This window comes from Ferruginibacter albus (assembly GCF_020042285.1).
Taxonomy (GTDB): Bacteria; Bacteroidota; Bacteroidia; order Chitinophagales; family Chitinophagaceae; genus Ferruginibacter; species Ferruginibacter albus.
Genome location: NZ_CP083388.1, coordinates 2,512,397 through 2,539,177 on the forward strand (window position 1 = coordinate 2,512,397; position 26,781 = coordinate 2,539,177).

The 26,781-nt window shown below is 37.1% G+C and carries 24 protein-coding genes; 12 read left to right on the forward strand and 12 right to left on the reverse strand.

The window, feature by feature from the left end:
- Positions 1 to 102 precede the first annotated feature (102 nt).
- Positions 103 to 513: a DoxX family protein gene (locus K9M53_RS10975; RefSeq protein WP_224014796.1), complete on the forward strand. Its 411-nt coding sequence runs from the start codon at positions 103 to 105 to the stop codon at positions 511 to 513.
- Positions 514 to 562: 49 nt separating this feature from the next.
- Here the strand turns inward: K9M53_RS10975 and K9M53_RS10980 are convergent, their stop codons facing one another.
- Genes K9M53_RS10980 through K9M53_RS10990 form a run of 3 tightly spaced genes read right to left on the reverse strand, consistent with a single transcriptional unit; the run spans position 563 to position 2,468 of the window.
- Positions 563 to 1,495 carry a hypothetical protein gene (locus K9M53_RS10980; protein ID WP_224014799.1) on the reverse strand — a complete coding sequence of 311 codons (933 nt, stop codon included), beginning with the start codon at positions 1,493 to 1,495 and terminating at the stop codon, positions 563 to 565.
- Positions 1,496 to 1,546: 51 nt separating this feature from the next.
- Positions 1,547 to 1,909, reverse strand: coding sequence for a hypothetical protein (locus K9M53_RS10985; protein ID WP_224014801.1), 363 nt, complete (start codon positions 1,907 to 1,909; stop codon positions 1,547 to 1,549).
- Positions 1,902 to 2,468 carry an RNA polymerase sigma factor gene (locus K9M53_RS10990; RefSeq protein WP_224014803.1) on the reverse strand — a complete coding sequence of 189 codons (567 nt, stop codon included), beginning with the start codon at positions 2,466 to 2,468 and terminating at the stop codon, positions 1,902 to 1,904. Before K9M53_RS10990 ends, K9M53_RS10985 begins: the two co-directional genes overlap by 8 nt.
- Positions 2,469 to 2,548: 80 nt before the next feature.
- Between K9M53_RS10990 and K9M53_RS10995 the strand changes: the two genes are divergently transcribed.
- Together K9M53_RS10995 and K9M53_RS11000 are read left to right on the forward strand one after the other, a co-directional pair.
- Positions 2,549 to 2,962, forward strand: a complete 414-nt coding sequence (locus K9M53_RS10995; protein ID WP_224014805.1) for an acyl-CoA thioesterase — start codon at positions 2,549 to 2,551, stop codon at positions 2,960 to 2,962.
- 93 nt (positions 2,963 to 3,055) lie between these two features.
- The gene (locus K9M53_RS11000) at positions 3,056 to 3,430 is read left to right on the forward strand and encodes a DoxX family protein (RefSeq protein ID WP_224014807.1); all 375 of its coding nucleotides are present in this window, start codon (positions 3,056 to 3,058) and stop codon (positions 3,428 to 3,430) included.
- Between the two features lie 61 nt (positions 3,431 to 3,491).
- Here K9M53_RS11000 and K9M53_RS11005 read toward each other — a convergent pair whose 3' ends face one another.
- Complete coding sequence (locus tag K9M53_RS11005) at positions 3,492 to 3,944, reverse strand: energy transducer TonB (RefSeq protein WP_224014809.1); 453 nt, start codon at positions 3,942 to 3,944, stop codon at positions 3,492 to 3,494.
- 139 nt (positions 3,945 to 4,083) lie between these two features.
- Here K9M53_RS11005 and K9M53_RS11010 point away from each other — a divergent pair, with 139 nt between their 5' ends.
- From K9M53_RS11010 to K9M53_RS11035, 6 genes are all read left to right on the forward strand, one after another.
- Positions 4,084 to 6,330 (forward strand): glycosyl hydrolase family 28 protein, encoded by a 2,247-nt coding sequence (locus K9M53_RS11010; protein WP_224014811.1) that lies wholly within the window; start codon positions 4,084 to 4,086, stop codon positions 6,328 to 6,330.
- Positions 6,331 to 6,662: 332 nt separating this feature from the next.
- Positions 6,663 to 8,849: a sodium-translocating pyrophosphatase gene (locus tag K9M53_RS11015; RefSeq protein WP_224014813.1), complete on the forward strand. Its 2,187-nt coding sequence runs from the start codon at positions 6,663 to 6,665 to the stop codon at positions 8,847 to 8,849.
- 186 nt (positions 8,850 to 9,035) lie between these two features.
- The gene (locus tag K9M53_RS11020; RefSeq protein WP_224014815.1) at positions 9,036 to 10,247 is read left to right on the forward strand and encodes a glycosyl hydrolase family 8; all 1,212 of its coding nucleotides are present in this window, start codon (positions 9,036 to 9,038) and stop codon (positions 10,245 to 10,247) included.
- Positions 10,248 to 10,274: 27 nt separating this feature from the next.
- Complete coding sequence (locus K9M53_RS11025; RefSeq protein WP_224014817.1) at positions 10,275 to 10,835, forward strand: methyltransferase family protein; 561 nt, start codon at positions 10,275 to 10,277, stop codon at positions 10,833 to 10,835.
- 50 nt (positions 10,836 to 10,885) lie between these two features.
- Entirely contained in the window at positions 10,886 to 11,422 is a 537-nt protein-coding gene (locus tag K9M53_RS11030; protein WP_224014819.1) for a lipocalin family protein, read from the forward strand.
- A gap of 37 nt (positions 11,423 to 11,459) precedes the next feature.
- Complete coding sequence (locus K9M53_RS11035) at positions 11,460 to 11,996, forward strand: NADPH-dependent FMN reductase (RefSeq protein WP_224014821.1); 537 nt, start codon at positions 11,460 to 11,462, stop codon at positions 11,994 to 11,996.
- A 4-nt stretch (positions 11,997 to 12,000) separates the two neighbouring features.
- Here K9M53_RS11035 and K9M53_RS11040 read toward each other — a convergent pair whose 3' ends face one another.
- The 4 genes from K9M53_RS11040 to proS form a co-directional block, all read right to left on the reverse strand.
- The gene (locus K9M53_RS11040; RefSeq protein ID WP_224014823.1) at positions 12,001 to 13,416 is read right to left on the reverse strand and encodes a hypothetical protein; all 1,416 of its coding nucleotides are present in this window, start codon (positions 13,414 to 13,416) and stop codon (positions 12,001 to 12,003) included.
- Positions 13,417 to 13,424: 8 nt separating this feature from the next.
- Positions 13,425 to 14,696, reverse strand: a complete 1,272-nt coding sequence (locus K9M53_RS11045; RefSeq protein ID WP_224014825.1) for a porin — start codon at positions 14,694 to 14,696, stop codon at positions 13,425 to 13,427.
- A 33-nt stretch (positions 14,697 to 14,729) separates the two neighbouring features.
- Complete coding sequence (locus K9M53_RS11050) at positions 14,730 to 16,472, reverse strand: beta strand repeat-containing protein (protein WP_224014828.1); 1,743 nt, start codon at positions 16,470 to 16,472, stop codon at positions 14,730 to 14,732.
- A gap of 446 nt (positions 16,473 to 16,918) precedes the next feature.
- Positions 16,919 to 18,397 carry a proline--tRNA ligase gene (proS, locus tag K9M53_RS11055; RefSeq protein ID WP_224014830.1) on the reverse strand — a complete coding sequence of 493 codons (1,479 nt, stop codon included), beginning with the start codon at positions 18,395 to 18,397 and terminating at the stop codon, positions 16,919 to 16,921.
- Between the two features lie 267 nt (positions 18,398 to 18,664).
- On the opposite strand from proS, the gene K9M53_RS11060 reads away from it, so the two are divergent.
- Positions 18,665 to 19,360 (forward strand): hypothetical protein, encoded by a 696-nt coding sequence (locus K9M53_RS11060; RefSeq protein WP_224014832.1) that lies wholly within the window; start codon positions 18,665 to 18,667, stop codon positions 19,358 to 19,360.
- A 24-nt stretch (positions 19,361 to 19,384) separates the two neighbouring features.
- Positions 19,385 to 20,941, forward strand: coding sequence for an OmpP1/FadL family transporter (locus K9M53_RS11065; RefSeq protein WP_224014834.1), 1,557 nt, complete (start codon positions 19,385 to 19,387; stop codon positions 20,939 to 20,941).
- Here the strand turns inward: K9M53_RS11065 and miaA are convergent.
- The 3 genes from miaA to K9M53_RS11080 are packed head-to-tail and all read right to left on the reverse strand — an operon-like array spanning position 20,931 to position 23,985.
- Complete coding sequence (gene miaA / locus K9M53_RS11070; RefSeq protein WP_224014836.1) at positions 20,931 to 21,824, reverse strand: tRNA (adenosine(37)-N6)-dimethylallyltransferase MiaA; 894 nt, start codon at positions 21,822 to 21,824, stop codon at positions 20,931 to 20,933. The genes K9M53_RS11065 and miaA overlap by 11 nt on opposite strands.
- 52 nt (positions 21,825 to 21,876) lie before the next feature.
- Positions 21,877 to 22,452 (reverse strand): plasmid pRiA4b ORF-3 family protein, encoded by a 576-nt coding sequence (locus tag K9M53_RS11075; RefSeq protein WP_224014839.1) that lies wholly within the window; start codon positions 22,450 to 22,452, stop codon positions 21,877 to 21,879.
- Positions 22,453 to 22,503: 51 nt separating this feature from the next.
- The gene (locus K9M53_RS11080; protein WP_224014841.1) at positions 22,504 to 23,985 is read right to left on the reverse strand and encodes a CCA tRNA nucleotidyltransferase; all 1,482 of its coding nucleotides are present in this window, start codon (positions 23,983 to 23,985) and stop codon (positions 22,504 to 22,506) included.
- A gap of 153 nt (positions 23,986 to 24,138) precedes the next feature.
- Here K9M53_RS11080 and lon point away from each other — a divergent pair, with 153 nt between their 5' ends.
- Positions 24,139 to 26,538 (forward strand): endopeptidase La, encoded by a 2,400-nt coding sequence (gene lon, locus K9M53_RS11085; protein WP_224014843.1) that lies wholly within the window; start codon positions 24,139 to 24,141, stop codon positions 26,536 to 26,538.
- Positions 26,539 to 26,615: 77 nt separating this feature from the next.
- Here lon and K9M53_RS11090 read toward each other — a convergent pair whose 3' ends face one another.
- Positions 26,616 to 26,759, reverse strand: a complete 144-nt coding sequence (locus K9M53_RS11090) for a hypothetical protein (RefSeq protein WP_224014845.1) — start codon at positions 26,757 to 26,759, stop codon at positions 26,616 to 26,618.
- Positions 26,760 to 26,781 lie beyond the last annotated feature (22 nt).

Below are 26,781 nucleotides of genomic sequence, written 5' to 3' on the forward strand. Positions count from 1 at the left end.
TCAAACATTGTTCCAATTGAATTGTGAATAAGTGGATAATTGTTATTAAAGAAACACAAATTAATTTTATACCTCTGTTAAAAAATCGACAAATTACTTTTTATGAAGAAATTACTTTCTATTAATTATTCTGATGGGGCTTTTAATGTTGCTATGTTATTTTTAAGAGTTACCGTTAGTGTTTTAATGATGAGTCACGGGTATCAAAAATTAGTTGGATTTGGTGACATAAAAGATCATTTCATTTCCTTCTTAGGATTGGGCGCAACGCTTTCTTTGATCCTTTGCATTTTTGCAGAATTCTTTTGTTCCATATTATTAATATTAGGATTGTTTACGCGGCTTGCTGCTATTCCTTTAATAATAAACATGTGTGTAATAGTGTTTAAAGTAAATCATGCCGATTTTTTTGGCAAAGGTGTAGACGGACCTTGCCTTTACCTGATCTGCTATGTTGTGTTGCTGTTAATTGGCCCTGGTAAAGCTAGTGTAGATAATATGATCGGAAAATAAACAGATCCAATTTATAAGTTAAAGCAGATATTTAAAAATGTCTGCTTTTTTATTTTATATATACAATCTTTCCAACTTCACCACCACCCCACTCCACTGCACTAAAGCCAGATCGTTTAAATGAAGCTAATTCCTGTTCCGGCATGCTTATTTTTTCTTTTAAAGATTTATACTCCATGTATACGGTAAATACTGTTGTTGGCTGAGGGGTTATTACAAGTTTTGTAGAATTATCTATATTATCATTGATCCAGAAGTGAATAAAATTATATTTATTTTTTTCAAGATAAGGCAGCCAATAAATTAAAAAATCATTTATCTCCTTTTGGTTTAAACCGATCATAGAAAGCTTTTCATATAAAAAATCTCTACTATTCTCTCCACCAACTACAAATCCGTTTTTATACTGAAAGTGGTTGGAAGGAAACGCATAAGATCCTTCCCAAAATAAATATTCATATTTACGGTTGCCAGGAGAATCTATCAAGCTTCCATCCGGCAAAGCAGTGAATTGCCATCCTTTTGCATAGTCGGGATAGGTTGTTTGCAGTCTACCTTTAAAATCCAACTTAACAGAAACGGTGCAGCTTTTCTCCGGATAAAGATAAATAGCAGGTTTTGCTACGGTAACAATTTCTGTCTTTGGGGAAAGGTATAAGATCGTGTCACTTACTACGCTATTAAGATTAATATATTGTTCATCAATTGCATCATTTTCTTTAAAGTATAAGTATTGAAATAAGGCACGCAAACTATCTATGTTGCGCAACGGCAACTCTCCATTTTTAGCTGATCTTCCTATATATACCTTTCTTCTGCTTATAGTATCTGTTGTACAATACACTTTAATCTTTGATGCCGCAATGGTATTTTCTTTATTAGTTAACCCATTACAGATCTTTAGCTGTATAGTAATTTGATTTTGCGAAAACAATGAAGAATAAGCTACAAGTAATGGCATTAAGAAAAATCTCTTATACATTTTATTCATTTAACTATCCAATGCTATTCCTTTATAAATTACATAAAGGATTCAATACCCCAGGTATTTTCTTACTACAACAAAACAAATTAACAACAACAATAAAATAATGGCTATAGCAAGATAAACCCAAGGCTGATCCTTCCAGCGGCGTTTGTCTTTACGCTTCTTCTTTTTGGCGAGTTGTTTTTGTAGATTATCATGCAATTCATTTACATACGACTGAACATTCTTTTTTGCGTCAAAACTTTGCAAGCCTTCTACTGCATCGTTCACAAAAGGATCATCTGCCATCGATCTTTCAACGTCATGCTGCTGCTCACTGCTTAATTGGTTTTGCAGGTATTGCATCAACTGTTGATTATCGATGTCTTTATTGCTGTTAGATAATATGTCTTTTAGATCCTCACTCATTTTTTTGTAATTGCTGCAGCATTATTTTCAAGTTTCGTTTGCCGTTTTGTATGTAGCTTTTTACCTGCAATAAACTATATCCTGTTATACCTGTTATTTCCTGGTAACTTTTCTTTTGAAGATAGAACAAAGTTACGCATTCCCGCTGCTCTGCATTAAGTTGTTCCAAGGCAGACTCCATATTGTTAAGCGTAGTATCCTTTTCCAGAACAGCATTTTTTATTTCCTCATCAGGAGCATTTAACAGGTTTTCTTTTATTTCTTTGAACTGTTTGTCTTTATTCCTCAATTGCATCAGGCAATAATTCTTTGCCACCATGTACAGCCAGCTTTTGAAATAGTCCACTTTGTATTTATGTAATTCGGAGATCACCTTTAGAAAGATCTGCTGTACCGCATCTTTCGCTTCTTCTTCATTTTTTAAATATTTCATGCACACCCCCAGCAGTAACAATGTATAGCGCTGCAATAAAATACCCAACCACTCATTATTTTTATCAGTGTAAAATAATTGAAGCAGTTGGTTATCGTCAATATGTTTATACTTATCGGAGCTCAAAACGAACGTTTTCTATTGTGTAGATGTAAACTTAGTCGAAATTCCATAATTTAGTTTCACACAACGAAACTTATTGAAACATGTTTACCAGCGAAACAACCATTCGTATACATTATGCACTTACCGATCAAATGGGGATGGTGTATTATGGAAATTATGCCCAGTTTTATGAAATAGGCAGAGTAGAAGCTTTCAGGCAATTGGGCTATTCCTATAAAGACATTGAAGCATTTGGCATTATTATGCCTGTAACAGATTTTCATTGCCGCTATCTTCGTCCTGCAAAGTATGATGATATTATAACGGTAAAGACCACTCTAAAAGAATTACCACATCGACATAAGATCCTTTTTTATTCAGAAATATATAATGAACAAAAAGAATTATTAAGTACTGCCGAAATTACCTTGTACATACTGGAAAAAACTTTTATGAAACGCACCGAATTACCCGAAGCATTAAAGGAAACGTTGTTGCCTTATTTTTCAAATTAATTGCAGAATGTCGTAATAGCACTATCAATTGTCGCTTTTTGCATCTCTACTATTTTTTCTGTAGATTACATTTGCAGTACTAAAACTTTAAACATGAAAAAGATAAAGATCTGGTATTGGGTATTTACCATTTTATTTGCAGGCTTAATGTTTTTTTCAGCCATTCCTGATGTTATGGTTTCAAAAGACGCCATTAATATTGTGACAGATATGTTAGGTTACCCGAAATATTTTATTGCATTTATTGGAGTAGCAAAAGTGTTAGGTGTCATTGCTATTTTGATCCCGGGTTTTCCACGCATTAAAGAATGGGCTTATGCAGGATTATTTTTCGATTTGATCGGCGCTACTTATTCCGGTTTGGCAAAAGGAGGTTTTCAATTGCCGATGTTGGGTATGCTGGTGTTTTTTATACCGGGAATATTATCGTATGTTTTTTATCATAAAAAAATAAGTACTGTTGATTAAATTAATAAGTAAAAAGGTCGGTATTAATACCGACCTTTTACTTATATAAAATGATACATCCTTATTGTACTACAAATGTGATCGGTTGTCTGCGATAAGCATTTACAACACGTCCATTTTGCCTGGCAGCAATCCATTTGGGGCCCATTTTAATTACACGAATTGCTTCAGCCTCCATTCCATAACCTTTATTTGTTTCTGCTTCAACATCTGAAATACTGCCATCTTTTGAAACTATAAACCTTATAATAACAGTATAAGTACCATTCGGTGCTTTATTGGCTATTGGAACATAGGCATCCAGGTTTTTCATTAAAAAGTCGCGCCAACCTGCAAGCCCTCCCGGAAAAGATGCTTCCTTTTCTACTCTTGCAAATACAACATTTTCCTGTGCGGTATTCGCTTTTTTCCCCGACATAACAGGACTTGTAGAATCAACTTTTGCCGTGATTTGTGCTGAACTAAAATTCATCAAGCCAAATAAAATAATAGCAGTTAAAAATATTTTTTGCATATAAGGTATTTGTCAACAAGATACAAATTGTAATGAATCGGCAAATTATCTGTTGCAAACGATTGCGCTTAAAAAATTCCATTTAACGTGAGTTCTGTGCTGTTTATAGTATTTTAGCTTTACTCACCGCTAATTCTATATGAAAAAGATACTTTCTTTTTGTGCTATTTATTTATTTGCTCTTTCAACCTTTGCACAATCAACTATACCTGTTGATACCAACTGGAATCAATTATCCAATGTATTAACAAGAATAAAAGCACCAACATTTCCTAACGTAGCTATTAATATTGTAAATCTTGGCGCACCCACTAATGGCACTACCATCGCAACTTCTTACATCCAAAAAGCAATTGATTCCTGTACTAAAATCGGAGGAGGAAGAGTTGTTATTCCTGCCGGAACATTTTTAACGGGAGCGCTTACACTAAAAAACAATGTCAATCTCTATATTTCAAAAAATGCTACCTTAAAATTCAGTACTAATACTAATAATTATTTGCCGGTGGTATTAACCCGTTTTGAAAGTGTGGAGTGTTATAACTTCTCTCCATTTATTTATTCTTATGGTGCAAGCAACATTGCAGTAACCGGTTCGGGCACTTTAGATGGACAAGCGTCTAACAGCAATTGGTGGGCATGGAAAACTTCTGCCCAGGCAACTACTGATAATAACTTATTGAATCAACAAGGGCAGGATGGCGTTCCTGTAGAACAACGGGTATATGGCAGTGGTCATCAGCTGCGCCCGGCATTCATCCAGTTTTATAATAGCAAAAATATTTTGATAGATAGTGTTACTATTATTAATTCTCCCATGTGGGAAGTAAATCCTGTGTTAAGCGAAAATGTAACTGTCTCTAACATTACTATCAATTCTCACGGACCTAATAATGATGGCTGCGATCCTGAATGTTGCAAAGACGTATTAATATATAATTGTTCTTTCAGTACAGGCGATGACTGTATTGCTGTTAAATCAGGCAGAAACAATGATGGCAGAAGAGTAAATGTTCCTTGTCAATATGTAGTGATACAAAAATGCACCATGGCTGATGGGCATGGCGCTGTAACATTGGGCAGCGAATGCTCCGGTGGCATCAATAATGTATTTGCGGAAGATTGCAATATGAGTAGTACGAACCTGGGTACTATTCTTCGTTTTAAAACCAACTCTTTACGTGGCGGTATTATTGAAAATATTTTTATGCGTAATTGTACTGTTGGGCAAATCACTACCGGAGATATTTTAGATGTGGACATGAATTACCAGGAAGGTGATGTAGGAACATTCACTCCCGTTATCCGCAACATAGAATTAAATAACGTCACTTGTGCTAAGAGCGCTTCGGTATGGAATGTAGATGCTTATGCCCGTTCCCCATTAACGGACATAAAAATTATTAATTGCAATTTTAGTAACGCCTTTACAACGGGCACATTAACCAACGTAAGCAGGCTACAGGTGTACAATAGTTTTATCAACAATAAAATTCCATTGATACCAACCAATGCTACCGGTTTTACAGAAGCTGAAACCTATAGCAATAAATCCTCCTGGGGATGGAGCAATGTATTAACAGGATATAGCGGAAACGCATACATGGAATTTGCAGACAGCAGCAATTATATTGAATGGACCACTACACGAACATCAGATGAAATCGACACATTGAATATTCGATATGCCAATACAGATACTGTTACCAAGCCTTGTACTGTTTTGGTGAATGGTACCAATGCGGGACAATTCACCTTTTCTTCTACACAATCCAATTGGGCAAACGAAAAGAAAAATATCTTTTTATATAAAGGAACCAATACGATTCGGTTGGTTGCTTTCAACAATAAACCCGGCGCTTATATTGATCGGTTTAGTACAATGGTACGTCCTGCAATGATAACACTTAGCGATACGTTTGCTTTATGTCCTAATGATGACCTGCAATTAAATTCGGGCATGCATGGCAACAGAAGTTGGCAGTGGCAGATCAATACGGATACCGGCTTTGCAAATATTTATGATAATGCTTTATATACCGGCACTACAAACGATACATTACATCTAACCAACTTACCTGATTCTTTATATGGCAATCAATATCGTTGCGTGATCACTGCACCGGGTTCGCAAAACCTTAGTCACACGTTTGTTATAAAATTTGCTGTTAACTGGACAGGTGCTGTCAGCACTTTATGGGAAGATCCTGCTAATTGGGCATGCGGTATAATCCCTGACACTAATACTGATGTGATCATAAAAGCTCCTGTACTTAATTATCCTGTTGTAAACGATCCTTCTTTTGCAAGAAGCGTAAGTGTTTATTCATCAGCAACATTAATTATTCATGATAATTCGTTATTAAATATTGGGAGAAAACAATAAAACAGGGCGAATTCATAAATAGCAAAGTGGGAAAATCATATCGAAATCGTCGAAATTATTCTTCAGGATCGCATCCGGAAAGGTGATTTTGCCGAATTTATCTTTACGTATGGCACATTTATGCACCAAGTAGGCGAATTTATCATTGAAGACAGGATTACTAAGTATAAATTCAGCAAACTGCTCTTTCCGGCAGGCCATGCATTTATTCTGACACTCATTTTTATTGATTTTCCTCCTTGCCGATGGTTTTGTAGATATTAAAATCTCAAAATTTCGGCAACGTTTGCATTTCACCTATATTTGCGACCAAAATTTAGACGAACATTTATATGAACCAATTGATTTACGCTATCCCCGCCGTAGGACTTATTGGCTTGCTTTACACATTTATTAAGTTCTCGTGGGTATCGAAACAAGACGCCGGAACTGACCGGATGAAAGAAATCAGTAACTATATAGCCGAAGGTGCTATGGCTTTTCTTAAAGCAGAATACAAGATCCTTACCTATTTCGTAATTATCGCCGCTTTATTATTAGGTGTTATGGGCAGTACCAATGCCAACAGTCATTGGAGCATTTCGCTTGCCTTTGTGTTGGGAGCGGTTTTCAGCGCTACTGCCGGTTATATCGGTATGCGCATTGCTACCAAAGCTAACGTACGCACTGCAGAAGCTGCACGTACCAGCCTAAGTAAAGCCTTAAAGGTGTCCTTTACCGGGGGCAGTGTAATGGGCTTAGGCGTTGCCGGTTTGGCGGTTTTGGGCTTAGGCGGATTGTTCATTATTTTAAAAGCAATTTTTGCTCCTGATGCTCCTGTTGGCAGCATTGAAATGGAGCGTACAATAGAAATATTAACAGGCTTTAGCTTAGGTGCTGAAAGCATTGCTTTGTTTGCCCGTGTAGGCGGCGGTATTTATACCAAAGCTGCTGATGTGGGTGCCGATCTGGTTGGTAAAGTAGAAGCCGGCATTCCGGAAGATGATCCACGCAACCCGGCTACTATTGCCGATAATGTGGGTGATAATGTGGGGGATGTTGCCGGTATGGGCGCTGACTTATTCGGAAGCTATGTGGCAACTGTTTTGGCAACAATGGTATTAGGTAGAGAAACCGTTAGCGCAGGTGATAAATTTGGTGGACTGGCTCCTATTCTTTTACCAATGCTGATAGCTGCTATGGGTATTTTATTTTCTATTGTCGGAACTTTCTTTGTAAAAATCTCTGATAAAGCAGGCCTTAGCACAGAAGCTGTTCAAAAAGCATTGAACATGGGTAACTGGGGCTCGATCGTATTAACTGCAATCGCTTCTTACTTCTTGGTATATTTTGTTTTACCGGATCATCTTTCTTTAAGAGGATATGATTTTACACCGAGTGGTGTATTTGGAGCGATCCTAGTTGGATTGGGTGTAGGTACCTTAATGAGCATTATTACCGAGTACTTTACGGCAATGGGTAAACGCCCTGTATTAAGCATTGTTCGTCAGTCAGGCACCGGTCATGCTACCAATATTATTGGCGGATTAGCAGTAGGTATGGAAAGTACTTTATTGCCTATCCTGGTATTGGCTGCAGGTATTTATGGCTCTTATCATTGCGCAGGATTATATGGTGTGGCTATTGCTGCTGCAGGCATGATGGCTACTACTGCTATGCAATTAGCAATTGATGCTTTTGGTCCGATCGCTGATAATGCCGGTGGGATTGCCGAAATGAGTGAACTACCAAAAGAAGTGCGTGAAAAAACAGACATATTGGATGCAGTGGGTAATACTACTGCCGCAACCGGTAAAGGTTTTGCGATCGCTTCTGCTGCTTTAACAGCATTGGCTTTATTTGCTGCATTTGTGGGCATTGCAGGTATTGATGGTATTGATATTTATCATGCGGATGTATTAGCCGGTTTATTTGTCGGCGGTATGATCCCTTTTATATTTTCATCTTTAGCCATTAAAGCAGTTGGTCAGGCTGCTATGGCAATGGTGGAGGAAGTGCGTCGCCAGTTCCGTACTATTCCGGGTATTATGGAAGGAACGGGAAAGCCGGAATACGATAAATGCGTGGCTATTTCAACAGATGCTTCTATTAAAAAAATGTTATTGCCGGGCGCTATTGCTATTTTATCTCCTTTAGTGATTGGTTTTATTTTTGGACCGGAAGTATTGGGTGGTTTCCTGGCAGGCGCTACCGTTAGTGGTGTGTTAATGGGAATGTTCCAGAACAATGCCGGCGGTGCATGGGATAATGCTAAGAAATCTTTTGAAAAAGGTGTTGAAATAAATGGTGAAACACATTACAAAAAGTCAGAACCACACAAGGCTTCTGTAACAGGTGATACCGTGGGCGATCCTTTTAAAGATACCAGCGGACCATCCATGAATATCTTAATTAAACTGATGAGTATAGTATCATTGGTGATCGCTCCTACGTTAGCTAAAATTCATCATAACAAGATAGAAGAAAACCGTAAAGCTAAAATTGAAACACTTATGCGGGTGGGAAGGGATAACAAGTAAAAATTTTGAAAGAAAGTAGTTTTTCTTTTACTTTTTTGCAACTATTTTCGTGCTCTATTCAAAAACGTCTAATCAGAACCATTATAACCATGACCTTGATGTATCTACATCGAGGTCTTTTATTTTAGGGTTAGCATTTTTTTAACTGGTCTCCTTTTATATTTGAGTTAAAGAATAACAGCTATCTTGAAAGTAAAATTCCTACTCATATCATTTTTTATATCCTGTATCATTACTGCTCAACCACTACACCCATTCCCTCAACATTCTACATATTTTGATGGAGTAATTGTTCCTGATCATATTTCACAAAAAGAACTGGATGATTCTGTTACTTCATTTTATGATCAGTGGAAAGAAAAATATTTAAAACAGAGCGCATGTTCCAATAGCTATTATATCTGGGCAGAGAATAGTGCTAAGAACTACGCAAGCGTTTCTGAAGGACAAGGCTATGGAATGATGATAATGGTATTGATGGCAGGATATGATACAGCAGCACGATCAATATTTGATGGATTGTTCAGGTATTACAAAGAACACCCCAGCAAAAGAAATCAATATTTAATGTCGTGGGCACAAATCAATAACTGTAAAGAATTTGAGGAAAGCGCTGCAACAGATGGAGATATTGATATTGCTTATTCCCTTTTGTTGGCAAATGCGCAATGGACAAGCAATAGCGGTATAAATTACTTCCAGGAAGCAAAAAATATCGTTAATGCAATTGAAATGCAGGACATCAATAAAACATCTTTTACCATTTTAGAAAGCAATTCTATTGAAGAAGATAGTAGGGATTATTTTGATATGCGTTCTTCTGATTTTATTCCGTCTGAGATAAGATCATTTTCTGTTACCGATAGCAATACATGGGCAAAAGTGTTGAACAATAATTATACGTTGTTTAATTTTCTGCAAAATGAATACAGTGATGGAACTGGACTGGTACCAGATTTCATTCAGAGCATAAACATCAAACCCAAACCTGCCAGAAGACTTTATTTAGAAAGTATTTACGATGGCATGTATTATTACAATGCCTGCCGGGTGCCCTGGCGTATTGCTACTGATTATATTGTGAATGGAGATGTTCGTGCAAAAAAATTTATAGCTCCTATCAACAAATGGATACAGGAAACTACACAAGGCAATCCTGATAATATTTCTGCCGGCTATTCTTTACAGGGCGATGATATCAAAACAAAAAACTTTGAAGCTCTAAGCTTTATTACTTCGTTTGCTGTTGCAGCTATGATCGATAATAAAAATCAACAATGGCTAAACAGCTTATGGGATTATACCATTCATTTTAAATTGAATGATTTTGATTATTATGATAATACTATAAAGATGATCAACCTGGTTATTTTATCTCATAATTACTGGGCTCCTTAAGGCAGTTTCACTAACTTACTGGCACAAATGAACATTCTTTTTATTTTCACTTATCTAACCTGGCTACTCTCAGAGATCTATTTAAACAGGTTTTTGCGTTCTAATAATACCGATAAACAAAATGCAGATAAAAATTCTTTATTGTTGATATGGATAGTAATTATTGTAACAATCATTACTGCTTTATTTATTACAAATTCTATTTACTGTCCTATATCTTCTCATACTGCGATTCGTTTTATCGGTCTCTGCATAATTATAATTGGTGTACTCTTGCGCCTTTATATTGTTGCCTCGTTGGGAAATTTTTTCACAGTTACTGTTACCATCCGGCAAGATCATCAACTAAAAAAAGACGGATTTTATAAATACCTCAGGCATCCTTCCTATGCCGCTTCTCTCCTTTCCTTTATTGGTTATGGCGTTACACTCAACAACTGGATGTCCTTATTAGTCATAGTATTCGCCATTTTAAGCGTATTTATTATTCGAATCAGAATAGAGGAAAGAGTATTGATCGGGCATTTTGGCTCAGCATATCTTGATTATAAGAAAACAACAAAGGCAATCATTCCATTCATTTATTAACGTTTCGGTATAGATGTTGTATTTAACGTAATACATCATATTACTATACCATGAAAAAGAAATATTTAATAGCAGGGGGTGTAATAGCTTTTATAACCGCTGCACTATTTTTAAAATACAGGCGTTCTATTCCTAAAGGTGCTTCTCCTGTAAAAGATTTTGACAAAGAAAAATATCTAGGCAAGTGGTTCGAAATTGCCCGCCTGGATTATCATTATGAACATAACCTGAACCACACCACAGCAGAATATTTTGTAAATAAAGATGGCAGCATTAAAGTGGTAAATACCGGGTACGATTACACTAAAAATGAAACCAAGACCGCTACAGGCAAAGCTGTATTTGCGGGGTCTGACAAAGAAGGCAAATTAAAGGTTTCGTTCTTCGGCCCATTTTATGCAGGTTACAATGTTATTGCCATTGATGAAGATTACAAATACGCATTGGTTGCCGGAAGAAATTTAGATTACCTGTGGTTGCTTTCCCGGGAAAGAACAATGCCGGAAGATGTAAAGAATGAATACTTGTCTATAGCAGCGTCCATTGGTTATAAAACAAATGATCTAACCTGGGTTAATCAATATTAAATTATATAGAAGTAGCGTAAATTAGTGTGTTGATATAATGATGACACACAAGAAAAATATTTTTATAATAATAGGCAGCGCAAGTAAACATTCTTCCGGTGAAAAATTGATTGATAATTTTATTTCGCTAACCAAAGACGTTTTTGACGTTATTGTTTTTAATGATCTAAGATCGTTGCCTCATTTTGACCCAGAACTTTCTATTGATGAGCCACCTCAAACAATTAAAGCATTCAGAGCATCAGTTGATAAAGCAGATGGGATCATTATTGCAACACCTGAATATATTTTCAGTATCCCCAGCGGGTTAAAGAATGCTATTGAATGGTGTGTATCTACTACCCTTTTCACCGATAAGCCAACAGGTTTAATAACGGCATCAGCTCAAGGAAAAAAAGGCCATGAAGAGTTGCAGTTGGTCATGAAAACAGTAATGGCAAAGTTTACAAATGAAACTACCTTATTGATCCAAGGTGTGAAAGGGAAAATAAATAATGACGGCAAGATCATTGACGAACAAACCTTATCTGCCTTCCTTACATTTATTGAAGCTTATAAAAAGCTGCTGACTTAATTATTTATCGGGCTATATCTACGATATTACTATGAAATTTTTTAAACCCGTTATCCAGCCATTTAGCATGCACCCCATCATTGTAATATTCATCCGTGCCGTTGTCACTTATCAACTGAACCTTGCCTGTAAAGATTCCGTTATTGTAAACCGGGATAATAGCTTCCGATTTTAAATTCTTAACATCAATATTAATTAAAACCGGTGCGTCTGTTGCTGATCCTGTCCAACTATATAATGCTTCATTTAATTCTTCATCGCTGTTACCGGCAACAATTATGTATTTATTACCCAAGCGAATCATATCCCGAATCCCTCTGCCACCCAAGTCCAATTCAATTGGTGCTCCTATCGAAATATTTTCTTTTGGATGTCCTTCATTGAACCATGTTTCAAAATTTTGTATTGGTGCAATTAATGCTTTAGCCCGTTTTGATACAGGGACCATCGGTGCACGAAAACCAATGTACAATGTAGTACTATCAGGAGCAAATACCATTCCTTCTGCATTAAAGCCATCGGTACTTTTTGGAGTATTTCCGTATCCGGCAGCTTTGGAAAGCTTGTAGCCATTATCATCTCCCCACTTTAAAATATCTCTACGCAATTGCATGTAATATCCTTTAAAAGAGAATTTTACATTATTCCCTGTACCATCTATATCCGTTGCAAAAATGCAGCTGCGGTTAGGTTCTTCCTTAAAATTCTTTCCGCCATTACTCATCGAACCTGTCCAGTAAAAACGTTTAGGTTTTTTTAAGCTTGAAGCAACAGCTTCACAATCCACTTCCTTAGCGCCATCAGGCAATTGCATTTCACTGCCATAATTATATGCAGTTAATGGAAGTCCGGATTGATATCGATGATAAATAAATAAAAGATTGTGCTCATCATCTGCCACCAGCATATAATTACTATCTAATGCAATTGCTGCAGAAGCATCTGCCATAGCTGTATGCCAATATGTATCTTTTGAATCCGAAGCAGATGCTGCAAAATTTATCACCAGCGTTGTGCTTTTTTTATTCTGTGTAAGCGTTAGCGTTATATTACTATAGCCAACGCCTGCAGGGTTCATTTTGATAATTGCATGCCCGTCTTCTTTTGTAATAGTGATTTTATCATCTCCGATAACAGATATATTATCGCTATTGGAGGTAAGCATATAATCTGTTTTTGCAAGAGGCATATTATTTTCCTTTACATCTACCACAATTCCCTGGTCAGAAGCCGGGTCTGTTGGATCACCAATGACGCTACTGATGTATGGCGGATTTAACAAAGGAGTTGTAGCTGTATGATCAAAGGTCAACTCCAATCCGCCATCCTGCTTATATTGAAAAGCAAATAAAAAAATGCCTGCGAAACAAAATACTATTATCTGTATTCTTTTTACAAGCATTGCAATATTATTATTCATCTAAAAAATTAATCTATTACTAATTGCCAACCTATTCTAAATTCATTGTGCCATTTATTGGTGTTAATAGATTCTCCACCATATTTGAGGTTAGATTGAGGTTGAAGATTCTGGTCAAAAGAGGCTTTGAGCATTGAATTATAGCCCTTCAGCATATACGAAACGCCGCAAGCCCAATGGTTACTTACGCCATCTACCAAATCATTGGCATTCATTTGATCATAACGGGCTGATAAAATCAGTTTAGCAGGCTTTACATAATAGTTGCCTTGTACATACCAGCCACCTGCATTAAAGTTGCCGCCGGTAAAGCTTTTTGGCAATCCATTTAAGTGTGCATCCGCCGAGTCGTGTGGCGTTGCGTGCAACAAAATAGTTTCTGCCTGTAAAGAGAAGTTACGATATTCAAACGATGCGTCTACGCCCCAGATCATTTTTTGCCCGTTAATAACTTTTAATTCCATTGCTGAAGCGCTGCTGTTTAACATAGCGCCTGTTTCGCCCGGTAAAAAAGTAGCACCTGAAGGTAAAATACGATTGGAGTAACGAATATTGGCACCTACTGAAATATTGGGTGTAGTCAATCCTTGTACATCAATCATCTCTTCATTATGATTTTCAGGATATGACGCTTCTACTCTTCCTATGAATTCAAAGCCGCCGCTTGGATCGTTGGTGCCACCTAATATTGTTTCTCCAACACCTGAGTAAACACCAATAGCACTTCTTAAACGTCCGCTCCAGTCAGAACGGCTCAATTTAATTCCTACATCACGGCGAGACATAAAATCTCCTTTTGTTATTTGTGGACGTTCCCAATATGGCGACTCGAAATGTTCAACTAAAGAGTTTAATGAAAAAGGAACTTTAGAATACCCAAACTTAATGTTGAATAATTTCTTTAGTCCTTTATAAGTAATATTGGCATCTAACAACGGACCTCCATCAGGTTGATAAGCAGTTCCCCATTGCGCAAAATCCAGTTGTACATTATATTCGTAGTCTTTTCCTACTTGCCCTTTAACATCCAGGCGGGCATCTTTTAGCTTGAACAGATTTTTTGTAAGATCAGGCGTTGCACCGGCAGGATATTGTCTTAGATCGATATAAGAAGAAAAAATAGTACCAATCTGAATGGTGTTATTTCCACTGTTTATTTTAAAAGGTTGAATACCGTTGATATTATAATCGGTATACCCCATTTGCTGTTGTGCAGATAACTTACTAAAAGAAAGAACAAGTATTAGTAAGGATGCTATTTTAGCAGTTGTTAGTTTCATTTTTATGATTGATGAGCTTGGTAAATAAATTTATTATTGATTATATCCTTGTACAGTTAAGTTATCAAAACGGTCGTTACCTGATGTATTGGTATTACCATTTGAAAAAGTGATCTTGATCTTAAAGTTTGGATTATTATTCGCAGCAGGAATAGAAGAGAAATCAAATGTATGCAACTCATATGCAGGATCTATTGCACCGATCGTATATGTTGAATTAGCAAGATTAGCCGAAGTATAAGTTGTTCCGTCTGTTGTATAGGAAATAGTATTGACCAATGCAGCATTAGCCGCACTGCTGGCTTCAACTGCATAGCTTACTGTAATAGTTTTATAACCTGTTGTTGGTGCGGTAATAATCAGATCATTGACAGGATTTCTTACACGAAGTGATTTACCATCTACATCACTGTTTTGAGCATTAAGACCTCCCGCTGTGCTTGATTGTGAATCATAATATCCTGTAGTGCTTGATACTGTAGCAAAATCCATAGACAAAGTACCTCCACCAACAGTTGAGGTTGGAACTAGCAAATTGGTCGTAGGATTATCATTATTAAAGTTCCAGTAATGTAATAATGTTAAAACAGAGGCATTACTAACGGTTATGGTTAGTATCTGTGTTCCCGTACCGCTTCCATTAATAGCTTTTAATGTTACCGGGTATGTACCTGCAGTGGTAGGAGTACCACTGATAACACCGGTAGAAGTATTAATAGTTAACCCTGCCGGTAAACCTGTTGCATCATAACTTGTAGGATTATTAGATGCAGTAATAGCATAACTAAAAGATGAACCAACGGTACCGCTTGCAGTGGTAGTGCCAGAGATAACAGGAGTATTCCCTACAGGTTGATCACTAACACCAATGGTCAATGTTTGAGTTCCTGTACCGCTTGCATTAGTAGCTTTTACTGTAACATTAAAAGAACCTGCAACAGTAGGCGATCCGCTGATAACACCTGTTGAAGCATTTACCGTTAACCCAGAAGGTAAACCTACCGCAGCAAATGTTGTTGGATTATTAGAAGCAGTAATGGTATAATTAAAAGGACTGCCAACAGTAGCGCTTGCCGTAGCACCACTTGAAATAACCGGCGCATTTCCTGAAGGAGTAGAACTATTGAGGTCGTCTCCTGTAACTGTTAAATTATCAAAACGATCATTACCTGATGCACCTGTATTACCATTTGAGAAGGTAATTTTTATTTTAAATTTTGAATTATTGTTCGCTGCAGTAATGCCAGAAAAATCAAATGTGACCAACTGGTAATCCGGATCCAATGCGGTTATTGTATAAGTAGCATTATCAAGATTAGCTGAAGAATAATTTGTTCCGTCTGTTGTATAAGAAACTGTATTTGTCAGTGCTGCGCTGCCGCTGCTGGCTTCTATTGCATAAGCGATCTTGATATTTTTATATCCTGTTGTAGGGGCAGTAATAACTATATAGCTGCTTGGGTTTCTTACACGAAGCGACTTGCCATCCACGTCATTGTTTTGGGCGTTTATTCCTCCCGCTGTACTGGATTGTGAATCGAATAAAACAGTTGTACGTGATACTGCAGGAGAATCAATGTATATAGCACCTCCGCCAATTGTGTAATTGGGGATCAGCATTTCGGCGGTGGTATTATCATTATTAAAATTCCAATAATGTAACACAGTTCCTGTTGCACCACCTGATGGAGGTGGAGTATTAGTAGAAGGAAGCCTGTCTTTTACGCATGAGGTAAATGCCAAAATAGTAATGGCAAAAGCAAGTAAATTTTTCATGTAGCTGTTTTAATTGGCGGCGAAGGTATTTTTGTGCTGTTAAGAAAAGGTTACGTAATTGTAAACAAACTATTACTGTAAGCCTGCAAACGTTGCCAGTTGGTGATTGGATTGTTAACGTGGAAAAGACGTGTAAATAAAAGGAAAATTCGGGTGTCGATTTATAACAAGCAAGTTATAGTCAAAAAAAAATCCCGGGTGTTTCTAAAAGAAACATACCGGGATAAAATTTTCATTGTGTAGTGATTACCGCTACTAAACTAAAGCTAAGCTTCAGCTTTTAATATCACTACAAGTATATAATTGATTATTATCAATATAATAATTTACTCAACTTCGGAAAATACGTATGGCAAAACGTATTTTTACGATATAAACAGTATTTTTACGGCGCAGCCTAAATGATTTATTGTAGGATTACCAGCTTACCTCTTAACCACACTATCTTAATAAGCCCGGGCAAACAACACTCGTTGTTTACTGGGCTTTCCACTTAATATACACGACCCTTCTTCTTCAGGGTTATTTAAAGGGATACAGCGAATGGTAGCTTTAGTGAGATCTTTTATTTTTTCTTCTGTTTCCGGCGTGCCATCCCAATGAGCTGAAATAAAACCACCTTTATCATCTAATAGTTGTACAAACTCATCCATATTTTCAGCCTTGGTTATATGCTTTTCCCGGTAACTTCTGGCTTTATCATAAATAGCTGTTTGAATAGTATCTAACAATTGAATGATATTTTCGCCCAACCCATCTATACTCATACTCATTTTTTCTTTAGTATCACGACGGGCTACTTCTACTACATTATTGGCAATATCCCTCGCACCAATTGCAATACGAACAGGAACTCCCTTCATTTCATATTCAGCAAACTTCCAACCGGGACGTGCATTATCATTATCATCATACTTCACTGAAACACCTGCGGCTTTTAATGTTCTCACCAGGTCGTTTACTTTTTCATCGATCTGCTTTTTTTGTTCTTCACCTTTAAAAATTGGAACGATCACCACCTGTATTGGTGCTAACTTGGGAGGCAATATCAAACCGTCATCATCACTATGCGCCATTACCAAGGCACCAATTAAACGTGTACTAACACCCCAACTCGTAGCCCATACATAATCCAATTGATTATTCTTATCAGAGAATTTCACATCGAAAGCTTTTGCAAAATTTTGCCCAAGGAAATGTGATGTACCTGCCTGTAATGCTTTCCCATCCTGCATCAAAGCCTCAATACAATAGGTATCAACAGCACCGGCAAATCGTTCGTTAGCTGTTTTAACTCCTTTAATTACAGGAACAGCCATATAGCGTTCTGCAAAATCAGCATATACATCTAACATCTGCACGGTTTCGTCTACAGCTTCCTGTGAGGTAGCATGTGCAGTGTGTCCTTCCTGCCACAGAAATTCGGCAGTGCGCAAAAACAAGCGTGTGCGCATTTCCCAACGGACTACATTAGCCCATTGGTTTACCAAGATCGGAAGGTCACGATAAGATTGAATCCAACCTTTATATGTATTCCAGATAATTGCCTCACTGGTAGGACGAATTATTAATTCTTCTTCCAGTTTTGCTTCAGGATCAACCATTAGCTTGCCTTTATTTTCCGGATCTGTTTTTAAACGATAATGTGTAACGATGGCACATTCTTTTGCAAACCCTTCTGCATTTTTTTCTTCTGCTTCAAATAAACTTTTAGGAACAAACAAAGGGAAGTAAGCGTTTTGATGACCGGTTTCCTTGAACATTTTATCCAGCACATCCCGCATATTTTCCCAAAGTGCATATCCGTAGGGTTTGATAACCATGCAGCCTCTAACTGCACTATAGTCTGCCAAACCTCCTTTTATAATAAGATCGTTATACCATTGCGAATAATCCTGTTCTCTGCTTGTAATTTCTTTGCTCATTTTTTATTTTTTATTACGCTGTTTTAATTGATTATCGTTGAGAACAATTGAACAGTGGCCGTTAAACTATACGCTTAAATAAAAGTTTAATAGCAGTAATGCCGATGAACGAAATGTGACACAACGATGCTTATTTAAGAAACAAATGCCTGTATCAAAAAAAAATATAAAGATTTAACACTTTAAAGCACCTAAAAACTTCCTAAATAACATCTAAATAACCGGCGCAAAAATAGTAACTTTAATAGGTAATTAAACAGGTTAGTAATGAAGAAGATTTTTTTATATACAATGATCATTGCAGCTTTTGTAAGTAGTTGCTCTACTGTCTATAAAAGCGGGCAAACAGTGGATGATGTTTATTATTCACCTATGACAGGTGGCGGTTATGTTGCAGCAAAGCCGGCACAACAATACCAGGAGCCTTATAGAGACCCGGAAATCGTAATGAGTATACGGGACCCGAGATGGAGGGATATGTATGATGATTACGCCTATTCATCCTATTACTCTCCTTATTACTACGGGTATACTTCTGATTATTATTACAACCCCTATTATTGTCCTTTTCCCGTTTACAGTTATGGTTACGTAAGTCCTTACAATTACGGATATGGTTTTCCATATGGCGGCTACAATTACAATATTGTTTCCTATCAGCCTATAAACACTACGCCCAGGAAGACCAACCTGGATGCTTATAAAAGCGGTTATAATAATGATAACAGTACTATAAACAGGTATCAACCGGCTCCGCAAAAAAATTACAACAACTCTAATTATCAATACAGAACTACAGCACCATCTGATAATTACCAGGCCCCTACTTATAATAATACCGAGTATAATAATAGCAATATTAACCGCAACTATACGCCTTCTCCTTCCTACAATAGCGGAGGTTCATCATCTGGCGGCGGAAGCGGCGGCGGTGTGTCCCGGCCAAGCAACGGCAGACAATAATTAAACTCATAAGAAAGATCATACATGAATCATAAGAAAAAATACTTACTCTCTGCCTTACTGTTTATTACTATTGGAGCTTATTCACAAATACCTGAAGATGCATTGCGTTATTCTTTTTACCCGCAAAATGCATCGGCACGTATAATGGCAGTAGGTGGCGCAATGGGTTCTTTAGGAGGGGATATCAGTGCCAACTATGTAAACCCTGCCGGGTTAGGCATGTACAGAACATCGGAATTGGTTTTTACTCCGGGGTATTTTTTAAACAACAATTCAATCGATTTCAGAGGAACAAGTACACAAAACAATAAGAACAGTCTGGGTTTAGGTCCAACCGGTTTTGTATTTGGGTTTGATGATCAGGGGAAACCAAATACTAGTCATGCTTTCAGCATCGCAATATCACAAACTGCTAATTTTAATAATACTTTGCGTTATTCAGGCTATAACAATTACAGTTCCTATGCGGAACAATGGGCTGAAGAATTTTCAAAAAGCAATCTTTCGATCAACGATGCGATAAACAATCCCGGTTTTGCATTTGGAACAGCGCCTGCTTTATATACTTACCTGGTAGATACGATCACCGTAAATGATACCGTGCGCATAAAAGCGTTGCCTGAATTTACGTTGGCGCAGGGCAATGCATTGTATCAACAAAACACAGTAGAAACAAAAGGCGGCATTTATGAGCTTGCCATCAGCTTTGCGACCAATAAGAATGATAAGTTTTTATTTGGGGGCAGCCTGGGAATACCGATACTGAATTACGACAACACCACTACTTTTTCAGAAACAGATACTTCCTCTAATCACAATAACTATTTTAATCATTTTACATATACAGATGCTTACAGTGTTTCAGGTGTAGGTTTTAATGTAAAGCTTGGCGCTATTTATAAGCCTAAAGAATATATTCGACTTGGATTAGCGTTACACACTCCAACTTATTTTACTTCCTTACAGGAATCGAGAAGAACTTCCCTGGCAACTTATAAAGAAGGATATGCCAACAATAATGATTCTGTAAGTTCTGATCTTTTTACATCTGGACAGCCCGGGTTGAATAAATACAACCTGCTAACGCCTTTCAAACTTATTGCAAGTGGAAGTTACGTATTCAGGGAAACGGCGGACATCACCAAACAAAAGGCATTTATTACTGCAGATATTGAATATGTGGATTATAACATCGCCTCTTTTTCTACAGATAATGAAGCCGCCTTACAGGATGAGCTGGATTATTTTCACCAGTTGAACAGCGTGATAAGAAACCAATATAAAGGCACTTTTAATTTCCGTGCAGGAGGTGAGTTAAAGTTTAATACGATCATGGGCAGATTGGGATTTGCTTATTATGGCAATCCTTATAAAGATGCTGCACTAAAAGCTACCAGAACGTTATTGAGTGGTGGAATTGGTTACAGGAATAATGGCTTTTTTATTGATCTTACATATGTTTATTCTATCAACAAGGATGTGAACTTTCCATACAGATTGGAAGATAAAGCCAATACATTTTCTACCGTTGATACGAAGAGAGGAAATATTGTAGCAACGTTAGGAATTAAGTTATAACTGCTTGCTGAATTGCGTTAAAATCAGGGGCATTCCATTTTACTTCTTCATCTTTTTTAAACCAGGTCATTTGCCGTTTGGCATAATGCCGGGTATTCAGCTTTATGTTGTCTATTGCTTTTTCTAATGAAAGCTTGTTATCAAAATATTCAAATAACTCTTTGTATCCTACCGTCTGCAATGCGTTGATGTGGCGATAAGGCAATAAAGCCTTCACCTCTTCCACCAATCCATCATTTATCATTATGTCTACACGCTGATTGATCCTTTCATACAATTCTTCTTTCTGTAATTGCAATCCTATCTTTATAATATTAAAATCTCTTTGTTTTTTATTTTTTGCTTGAAAGTCAAGTATGGATCTTCCTGTTGATAATTTAACTTCCAATGCACGCATTAATCGTTGAGGATTTTTTATTTCACCTTTTGAGTAATAATGCGGATCATTGTCTTCCGCCTGTTTTTGTAACCATGCTAAGCCTTTGGTTTCATAATCAGTTATGATCTTATTTCTTATTTCAGGATCAATAGAAGGCATTGCATCCATGCCTTCACAAAAAGCTTTTATATACAATCCGGTTCCCCCAACCATAACAGCATGATCATTATTTTCAAAGATCGTGCGCACTTCCTGTAAAGCGTATTTTTCAAATACAGCAGCGTTCATTTCATCGTTAATTGAATGAGAATTGATGAAATAATGTTTTACTGATTGAAGTTCTTCTGTTGAAGGTTTTGCCACACCAATATTCAATTCTTTGTAACATTGGCGACTATCGGCAGAAATGATTTGTGTGGAAAGGAACTGGGCCAGTTGTACAGCAATAGCCGTTTTGCCAACAGCCGTAGGACCAACTATTATAATGCAGGTTTTATTCTTCATCAATTTGTGTGCATGTGAAGTACACTTTCAAATTGTTATCAATAAAATTCAATTAAAATCCATCGTTGCTTTCATCTGCAGCAGATTCTTCTTCACCAAAGGCGGATTCATCTTCCTCTCCTTCTTCTCCAAAGCCATCTTTTAATGCATCCGGTTGCAGATCGTATTTTTCTTCTACTTCAGCCAGGCGACTATCCACCAAACCTTTGGTTCCGTATTGCGAAGGAGCAATACCTTCTGTACGAATACAGCTTGGATAGGTCAGCTTTTTATTCTCTTCTTTATCAACGTTAATTAATTCAACCAGGAATGTCCAGAGCTTATTAAAATCGTACACATAAATAAAGCGTTGATTAGGATCTTTAACTTCTGTACCGATCACTGTTTCGGACATAATTAAAGGCTCTACTTTATACACATGGTCATCGTATTTTTCTGCTGAAATCTCTCTGCCACGTTGCCAATTATCGTTACTGCGATAGAAAGTTGCCTTGTGTTTACTATCGAATTCATATGCTTTTAAAATAGCTGAATGCAGGTCTGCAAATGTTTGTGTATGACGAATAGCAATATCTCTGTAAATACTGTCATCATCTTCCCAATATGTTCTGAATCGTAAGATAGCCATGTAGTAAAATTACAAATATCAGATTATAAATAACAAAATTAAAATTTGAAATTATTCATTAACAACCACTCCTATTTCCTTTGCTTTTTTAAGCATAAATGCATACGCTGCATCATAATCATTGGGTATAATCCCATCCAAAATAGCTTCACGAATTGCATTTTTAATATCACCAACCTGTCGCCCCGGCGAAAGATCAAATCTTTGCATGATAAGCTCTCCTGTTATCGGTGGTTGCCAGTTGCGAATATTATCTTTTTCTTCTACCTCTTTGCAACGTTCCCGCACATGTTCAAAATTATCTAAGTAACGTTTTACTTTTTGTTTGTTTTTAGAAGTAATGTCCGCTTCACACAAGGTCATCAATGCCTCAAAGTCTTCCCCGGCATCAAACAATAATCTTCGAATAGCGGAATCCGTTATATTTTCTTTGGTTAAGCCGATAGGGCGCAAGTGCATTTCTACCATTTTACGAACGAACTTCATTTTTTCGTTTTGCGGCAGCTTCAATTTGGAAAATATTTTCGGCACCATTCGGCCACCCACTACTTCATGTCCATGGAATGTCCAGCCATGCCCTTCTTCAAATTTCTTGGTAGCAGGCTTTGCTATATCATGTAATACAGCTGCCCAGCGCAACCACAGATCATTCGTATTTTGAGAGATATTGTCTATTACCTGTAATGTGTGATAGAAATTATCTTTATGCCCCTTGCCATCAATATATTCTGCTCCCGCCAACTCCACCATTTGCGGAAAAATAATTTTCAATAAGCCGCTTTTATACAACAGATCAAAACCAACAGATGGCTTATTGCTTAATAATATCTTATTCAATTCATCAGCAATACGCTCTCCGCTTACAATTTTTATCCGTTCTGCATTTTGCTTGATTGCTTCAAACGTTTTTTCATTAATAGTAAAATGAAGTTGCGATGCAAATCGAATAGCCCGCATCATACGCAAAGGATCATCACTGAATGTTCGGGAAGGCTCCAGCGGTGTTTCTATATTTTTTAGTTCGATATCTTTTATACCATTGAAAGGGTCGAGCAGTTTTCCAAAATCATTTTTATTTAAGCTGATAGCAAGCGCATTGATCGTAAAATCGCGGCGATTTTGATCATCTTCTAATGTGCCGGTTTCAACTTGTGGTTTTCGGCTGTCATAATTATAACTTTCTTTGCGAGCTCCAACAAACTCAATTTCTATGCTATCTGTTTTTATTTGTGCGGTGCCAAAATTTTTAAAATAATGCACTTCGGGTTTGGGGCGAAATTCCTTTGCTACTTCATGTGCCAATGCAATAGCATCGCCAATGCAAACTACATCCATATCCTTCGTCTGTCTGCCAAGTATCTTATCTCTTACAAAACCGCCGATCAAATAGCAAGGCAGCTCCAGTTTTTGAGCTGAGCTTGCAATTTTGTTTAAAATAGATATTTCTTTATCGGAACATTTAATATACATCAATGCAAAAATAAGAAGATAGAACGCTGATTTTATGATATCAGGATAATCGCTGTAAATCACAGAAACAATGCTTGCGTAATCATATCAGACCTGCAATTGGGTATTTGGAATTTATAATTCAAACATGGCATCAATATTGACCATATACACCCTCGCTAAAAACTACGCAATTAACTGCGTACTTTTGCCAACTTGACTTATATATAAAAAATTATGGATAAACAATTTTACGTGCAGGGTACTGAGGAAGAAATGGAGTTTCTTCCCATGATACCTCTGAATGAAGACGATGCAGAAAATATCGATGAACAGACGATCTCGAGCGAATTACCCTTATTACCTTTAAGAAATACGGTGCTTTTTCCGGGTGTGGTTTTGCCTATTACTGTAGGCAGAGATAAAAGTATAAAAGCAGTAAATGATGCTTATAAGGCTGACAAATTGATAGGGGTTATAGCGCAAAAAGACAGTACTGTGGAAGAACCTACTGTCAGCGATCTGCAGGAAATCGGTACTATCGCCAAAATTGCCAAGCTTATAAAAATGCCCGATGGCGGTACTACTATCATTATCCAGGGAAGAAAACGTTTTAAGGTAGAAGAAATAACAACTGATGATCCTTATTTTAAAGCCAAGACAAAACTTTTAACAGAAGAGTTGATTAAAGATGATAAGGATTTTAATGCCATGGTGGGTAGCATTAAAGACCTGGCTGCTCAGATCATCAACCTCTCCCCTAACCTTCCGAATGAAGCTGCTATTATCTTAAAGAATATTGAGAACCCTTCTTTTTTAATTCACTTTGTAAGCAGCAATTTAAGCAGCGAAATAAAAGACAAACAACGCCTGCTGGAAATAAACGATGTAAAAGCACGAGCGGAATTGCTGATGAACCTGATGCAAACCGAATTGCAATACACCGAATTAAAAAATAAAGTAACCAATAAAACCCGGGCTGAATTAGATAAGCAACAACGTGAATATTTTCTGCAACAGCAAATGAAAGCTATCAAAGAAGAGTTGGGAGGCGATAATGTAGCTGAATTAAAAGAAATGCAGAAAAAAGCGGAAGCAAAAAAATGGACACCAGCTGCAAAAGAAATGTTTGCTAAAGGAATTGAGAAGCTCGAAAGAATGCATCCCAGCACGCCCGATTATTCTGTTGTTTATAATCATTTGGATCTAATGTTGGATCTACCATGGGCAGAATACACCGCTGATCAATACGATCTAAAGCGTGCTAAGAAGATATTGGATCACGATCATTACGGAATGAACAAAATAAAAGAACGGATATTGGAATATCTCGCTGTATTAAAATTAAAAGGTGATATGAAAAGCCCGATACTTTGTTTTGTAGGCCCTCCCGGTATTGGTAAAACAAGCCTTGGTAAAAGTATTGCCAATGCCATTGAAAGAAAATATGTAAGAGTAAGTTTAGGCGGCTTGCATGATGAAAGCGAGATACGTGGTCATCGTAAAACCTATATTGGCGCCATGCCAGGAAGAATTGTTCAATCTATCCGTAAAATAAAATCCAGTAATCCTGTAATGATATTGGATGAAATAGATAAGATCGGCGCTGATCATCGTGGTGATCCGTCTTCTGCCTTGTTAGAAGTATTAGATCCTGAACAAAACAATAATTTCTACGATAATTATTTAGAGCTGGAGTATGATCTAAGTAAAGTATTATTTATTGCAACCGCTAACAATCTTGCTAATATTCAACCGGCATTAAGAGATCGGTTAGAGATCATTGATCTAAGTGGTTATGCAGTGGAAGAAAAAATTGAGATCGCCAAGCAACATCTTATTCCAAAACAGCAGGATGCGCATGGCTTAAAAGATGTGCGTATTAAAATAAGTGACGCTGTTTTAGAAAAAACTATTGAAGATTATACAAGAGAAAGTGGCGTGCGTGATTTGGATAGACAATTAGCTTCCATCATGCGCAATCTTGCTAAACAATACGCCATTAAAGGAAAAATAAAACCAACGCTCTCCAAAGAGGATGTTGAAAAAATATTAGGCAAGCCCCGTTTTAGCAATGAAATTTATAAAACAGCCAACATGCCCGGCGTTGCTGTTGGTTTAGCCTGGACTTACGTAGGCGGAGATATTCTATTTATCGAAACGCAATTAAGCGATGGTAAAGGAGAATTAAAATTAACAGGCAACCTTGGCAACGTAATGAAGGAGAGCGCCACTACTGCTTATACCTGGCTGCAGGCAAACGCTAAAAAGCTATCCATCGATACTGAAGATTTTAATAAAAAGAATGTTCACATACATATTCCGGAAGGTGCTGTTCCTAAAGATGGTCCAAGCGCCGGCATTACTATGATGACCGCATTGGCAAGCGCTTTTACAGGCAGAAAAATAAAACCTTACTTAGCCATGACGGGTGAAATTACCTTACGCGGGCAAGTATTACCAGTTGGTGGCATTAAGGAAAAAGTACTGGCTGCCAAGCGTGCAGGCTTAAAAGAAATTATTATGTGCTGGCAGAATGAAAAAGATGTACATGAAATAAACAGCGAGTTCATTAAAGGCATTAAATTCTATTATGTAAAGACCATGCAGCAGGTTTTAGACATAGCCTTAACATAAATTTTTATTTGACCAAACAACCAATTAGTTGTAAATTTCGTTATATAAGAATCAACAGATCTTCTATGTTGGTTGTTTTAAGGGTTAAAAGAATCTCCCGGTTGTTCCGGGAGATTTTTTATTCCACCTAGCTGCTGTTTATGTGAATAAGTTAGTTGATCTACTTTCAACTGTAATTCATTAAATTTGAAATAGATGGCAGTAAGTAACCAATAACCCATTTCCTCACATTTAAACCCAGCG

Bases quoted from the DNA above. Each gene is read 5' to 3' on its own strand.
- K9M53_RS10975 (WP_224014796.1), top strand. From the start codon at position 103: ATGAAGAAATTACTTTCTATTAATTATTCTGATGGGGCTTTTAATGTT.
- K9M53_RS10980 (WP_224014799.1), bottom strand. From the start codon at position 1,495: ATGTATAAGAGATTTTTCTTAATGCCATTACTTGTAGCTTATTCTTCA.
- K9M53_RS10985 (WP_224014801.1), bottom strand. From the start codon at position 1,909: ATGAGTGAGGATCTAAAAGACATATTATCTAACAGCAATAAAGACATC.
- K9M53_RS10995 (WP_224014805.1), top strand. From the start codon at position 2,549: ATGTTTACCAGCGAAACAACCATTCGTATACATTATGCACTTACCGAT.
- K9M53_RS11000 (WP_224014807.1), top strand. From the start codon at position 3,056: ATGAAAAAGATAAAGATCTGGTATTGGGTATTTACCATTTTATTTGCA.
- K9M53_RS11005 (WP_224014809.1), bottom strand. From the start codon at position 3,944: ATGCAAAAAATATTTTTAACTGCTATTATTTTATTTGGCTTGATGAAT.
- K9M53_RS11010 (WP_224014811.1), top strand. From the start codon at position 4,084: ATGAAAAAGATACTTTCTTTTTGTGCTATTTATTTATTTGCTCTTTCA.
- K9M53_RS11015 (WP_224014813.1), top strand. From the start codon at position 6,663: ATGAACCAATTGATTTACGCTATCCCCGCCGTAGGACTTATTGGCTTG.
- K9M53_RS11025 (WP_224014817.1), top strand. From the start codon at position 10,275: ATGAACATTCTTTTTATTTTCACTTATCTAACCTGGCTACTCTCAGAG.
- K9M53_RS11030 (WP_224014819.1), top strand. From the start codon at position 10,886: ATGAAAAAGAAATATTTAATAGCAGGGGGTGTAATAGCTTTTATAACC.
- K9M53_RS11035 (WP_224014821.1), top strand. From the start codon at position 11,460: ATGATGACACACAAGAAAAATATTTTTATAATAATAGGCAGCGCAAGT.
- K9M53_RS11040 (WP_224014823.1), bottom strand. From the start codon at position 13,416: ATGAATAATAATATTGCAATGCTTGTAAAAAGAATACAGATAATAGTA.
- K9M53_RS11045 (WP_224014825.1), bottom strand. From the start codon at position 14,696: ATGAAACTAACAACTGCTAAAATAGCATCCTTACTAATACTTGTTCTT.
- K9M53_RS11050 (WP_224014828.1), bottom strand. From the start codon at position 16,472: ATGAAAAATTTACTTGCTTTTGCCATTACTATTTTGGCATTTACCTCA.
- proS (WP_224014830.1), bottom strand. From the start codon at position 18,397: ATGAGCAAAGAAATTACAAGCAGAGAACAGGATTATTCGCAATGGTAT.
- K9M53_RS11060 (WP_224014832.1), top strand. From the start codon at position 18,665: ATGAAGAAGATTTTTTTATATACAATGATCATTGCAGCTTTTGTAAGT.
- K9M53_RS11065 (WP_224014834.1), top strand. From the start codon at position 19,385: ATGAATCATAAGAAAAAATACTTACTCTCTGCCTTACTGTTTATTACT.
- miaA (WP_224014836.1), bottom strand. From the start codon at position 21,824: ATGAAGAATAAAACCTGCATTATAATAGTTGGTCCTACGGCTGTTGGC.
- K9M53_RS11075 (WP_224014839.1), bottom strand. From the start codon at position 22,452: ATGGCTATCTTACGATTCAGAACATATTGGGAAGATGATGACAGTATT.
- lon (WP_224014843.1), top strand. From the start codon at position 24,139: ATGGATAAACAATTTTACGTGCAGGGTACTGAGGAAGAAATGGAGTTT.
- K9M53_RS11090 (WP_224014845.1), bottom strand. From the start codon at position 26,759: ATGGGTTATTGGTTACTTACTGCCATCTATTTCAAATTTAATGAATTA.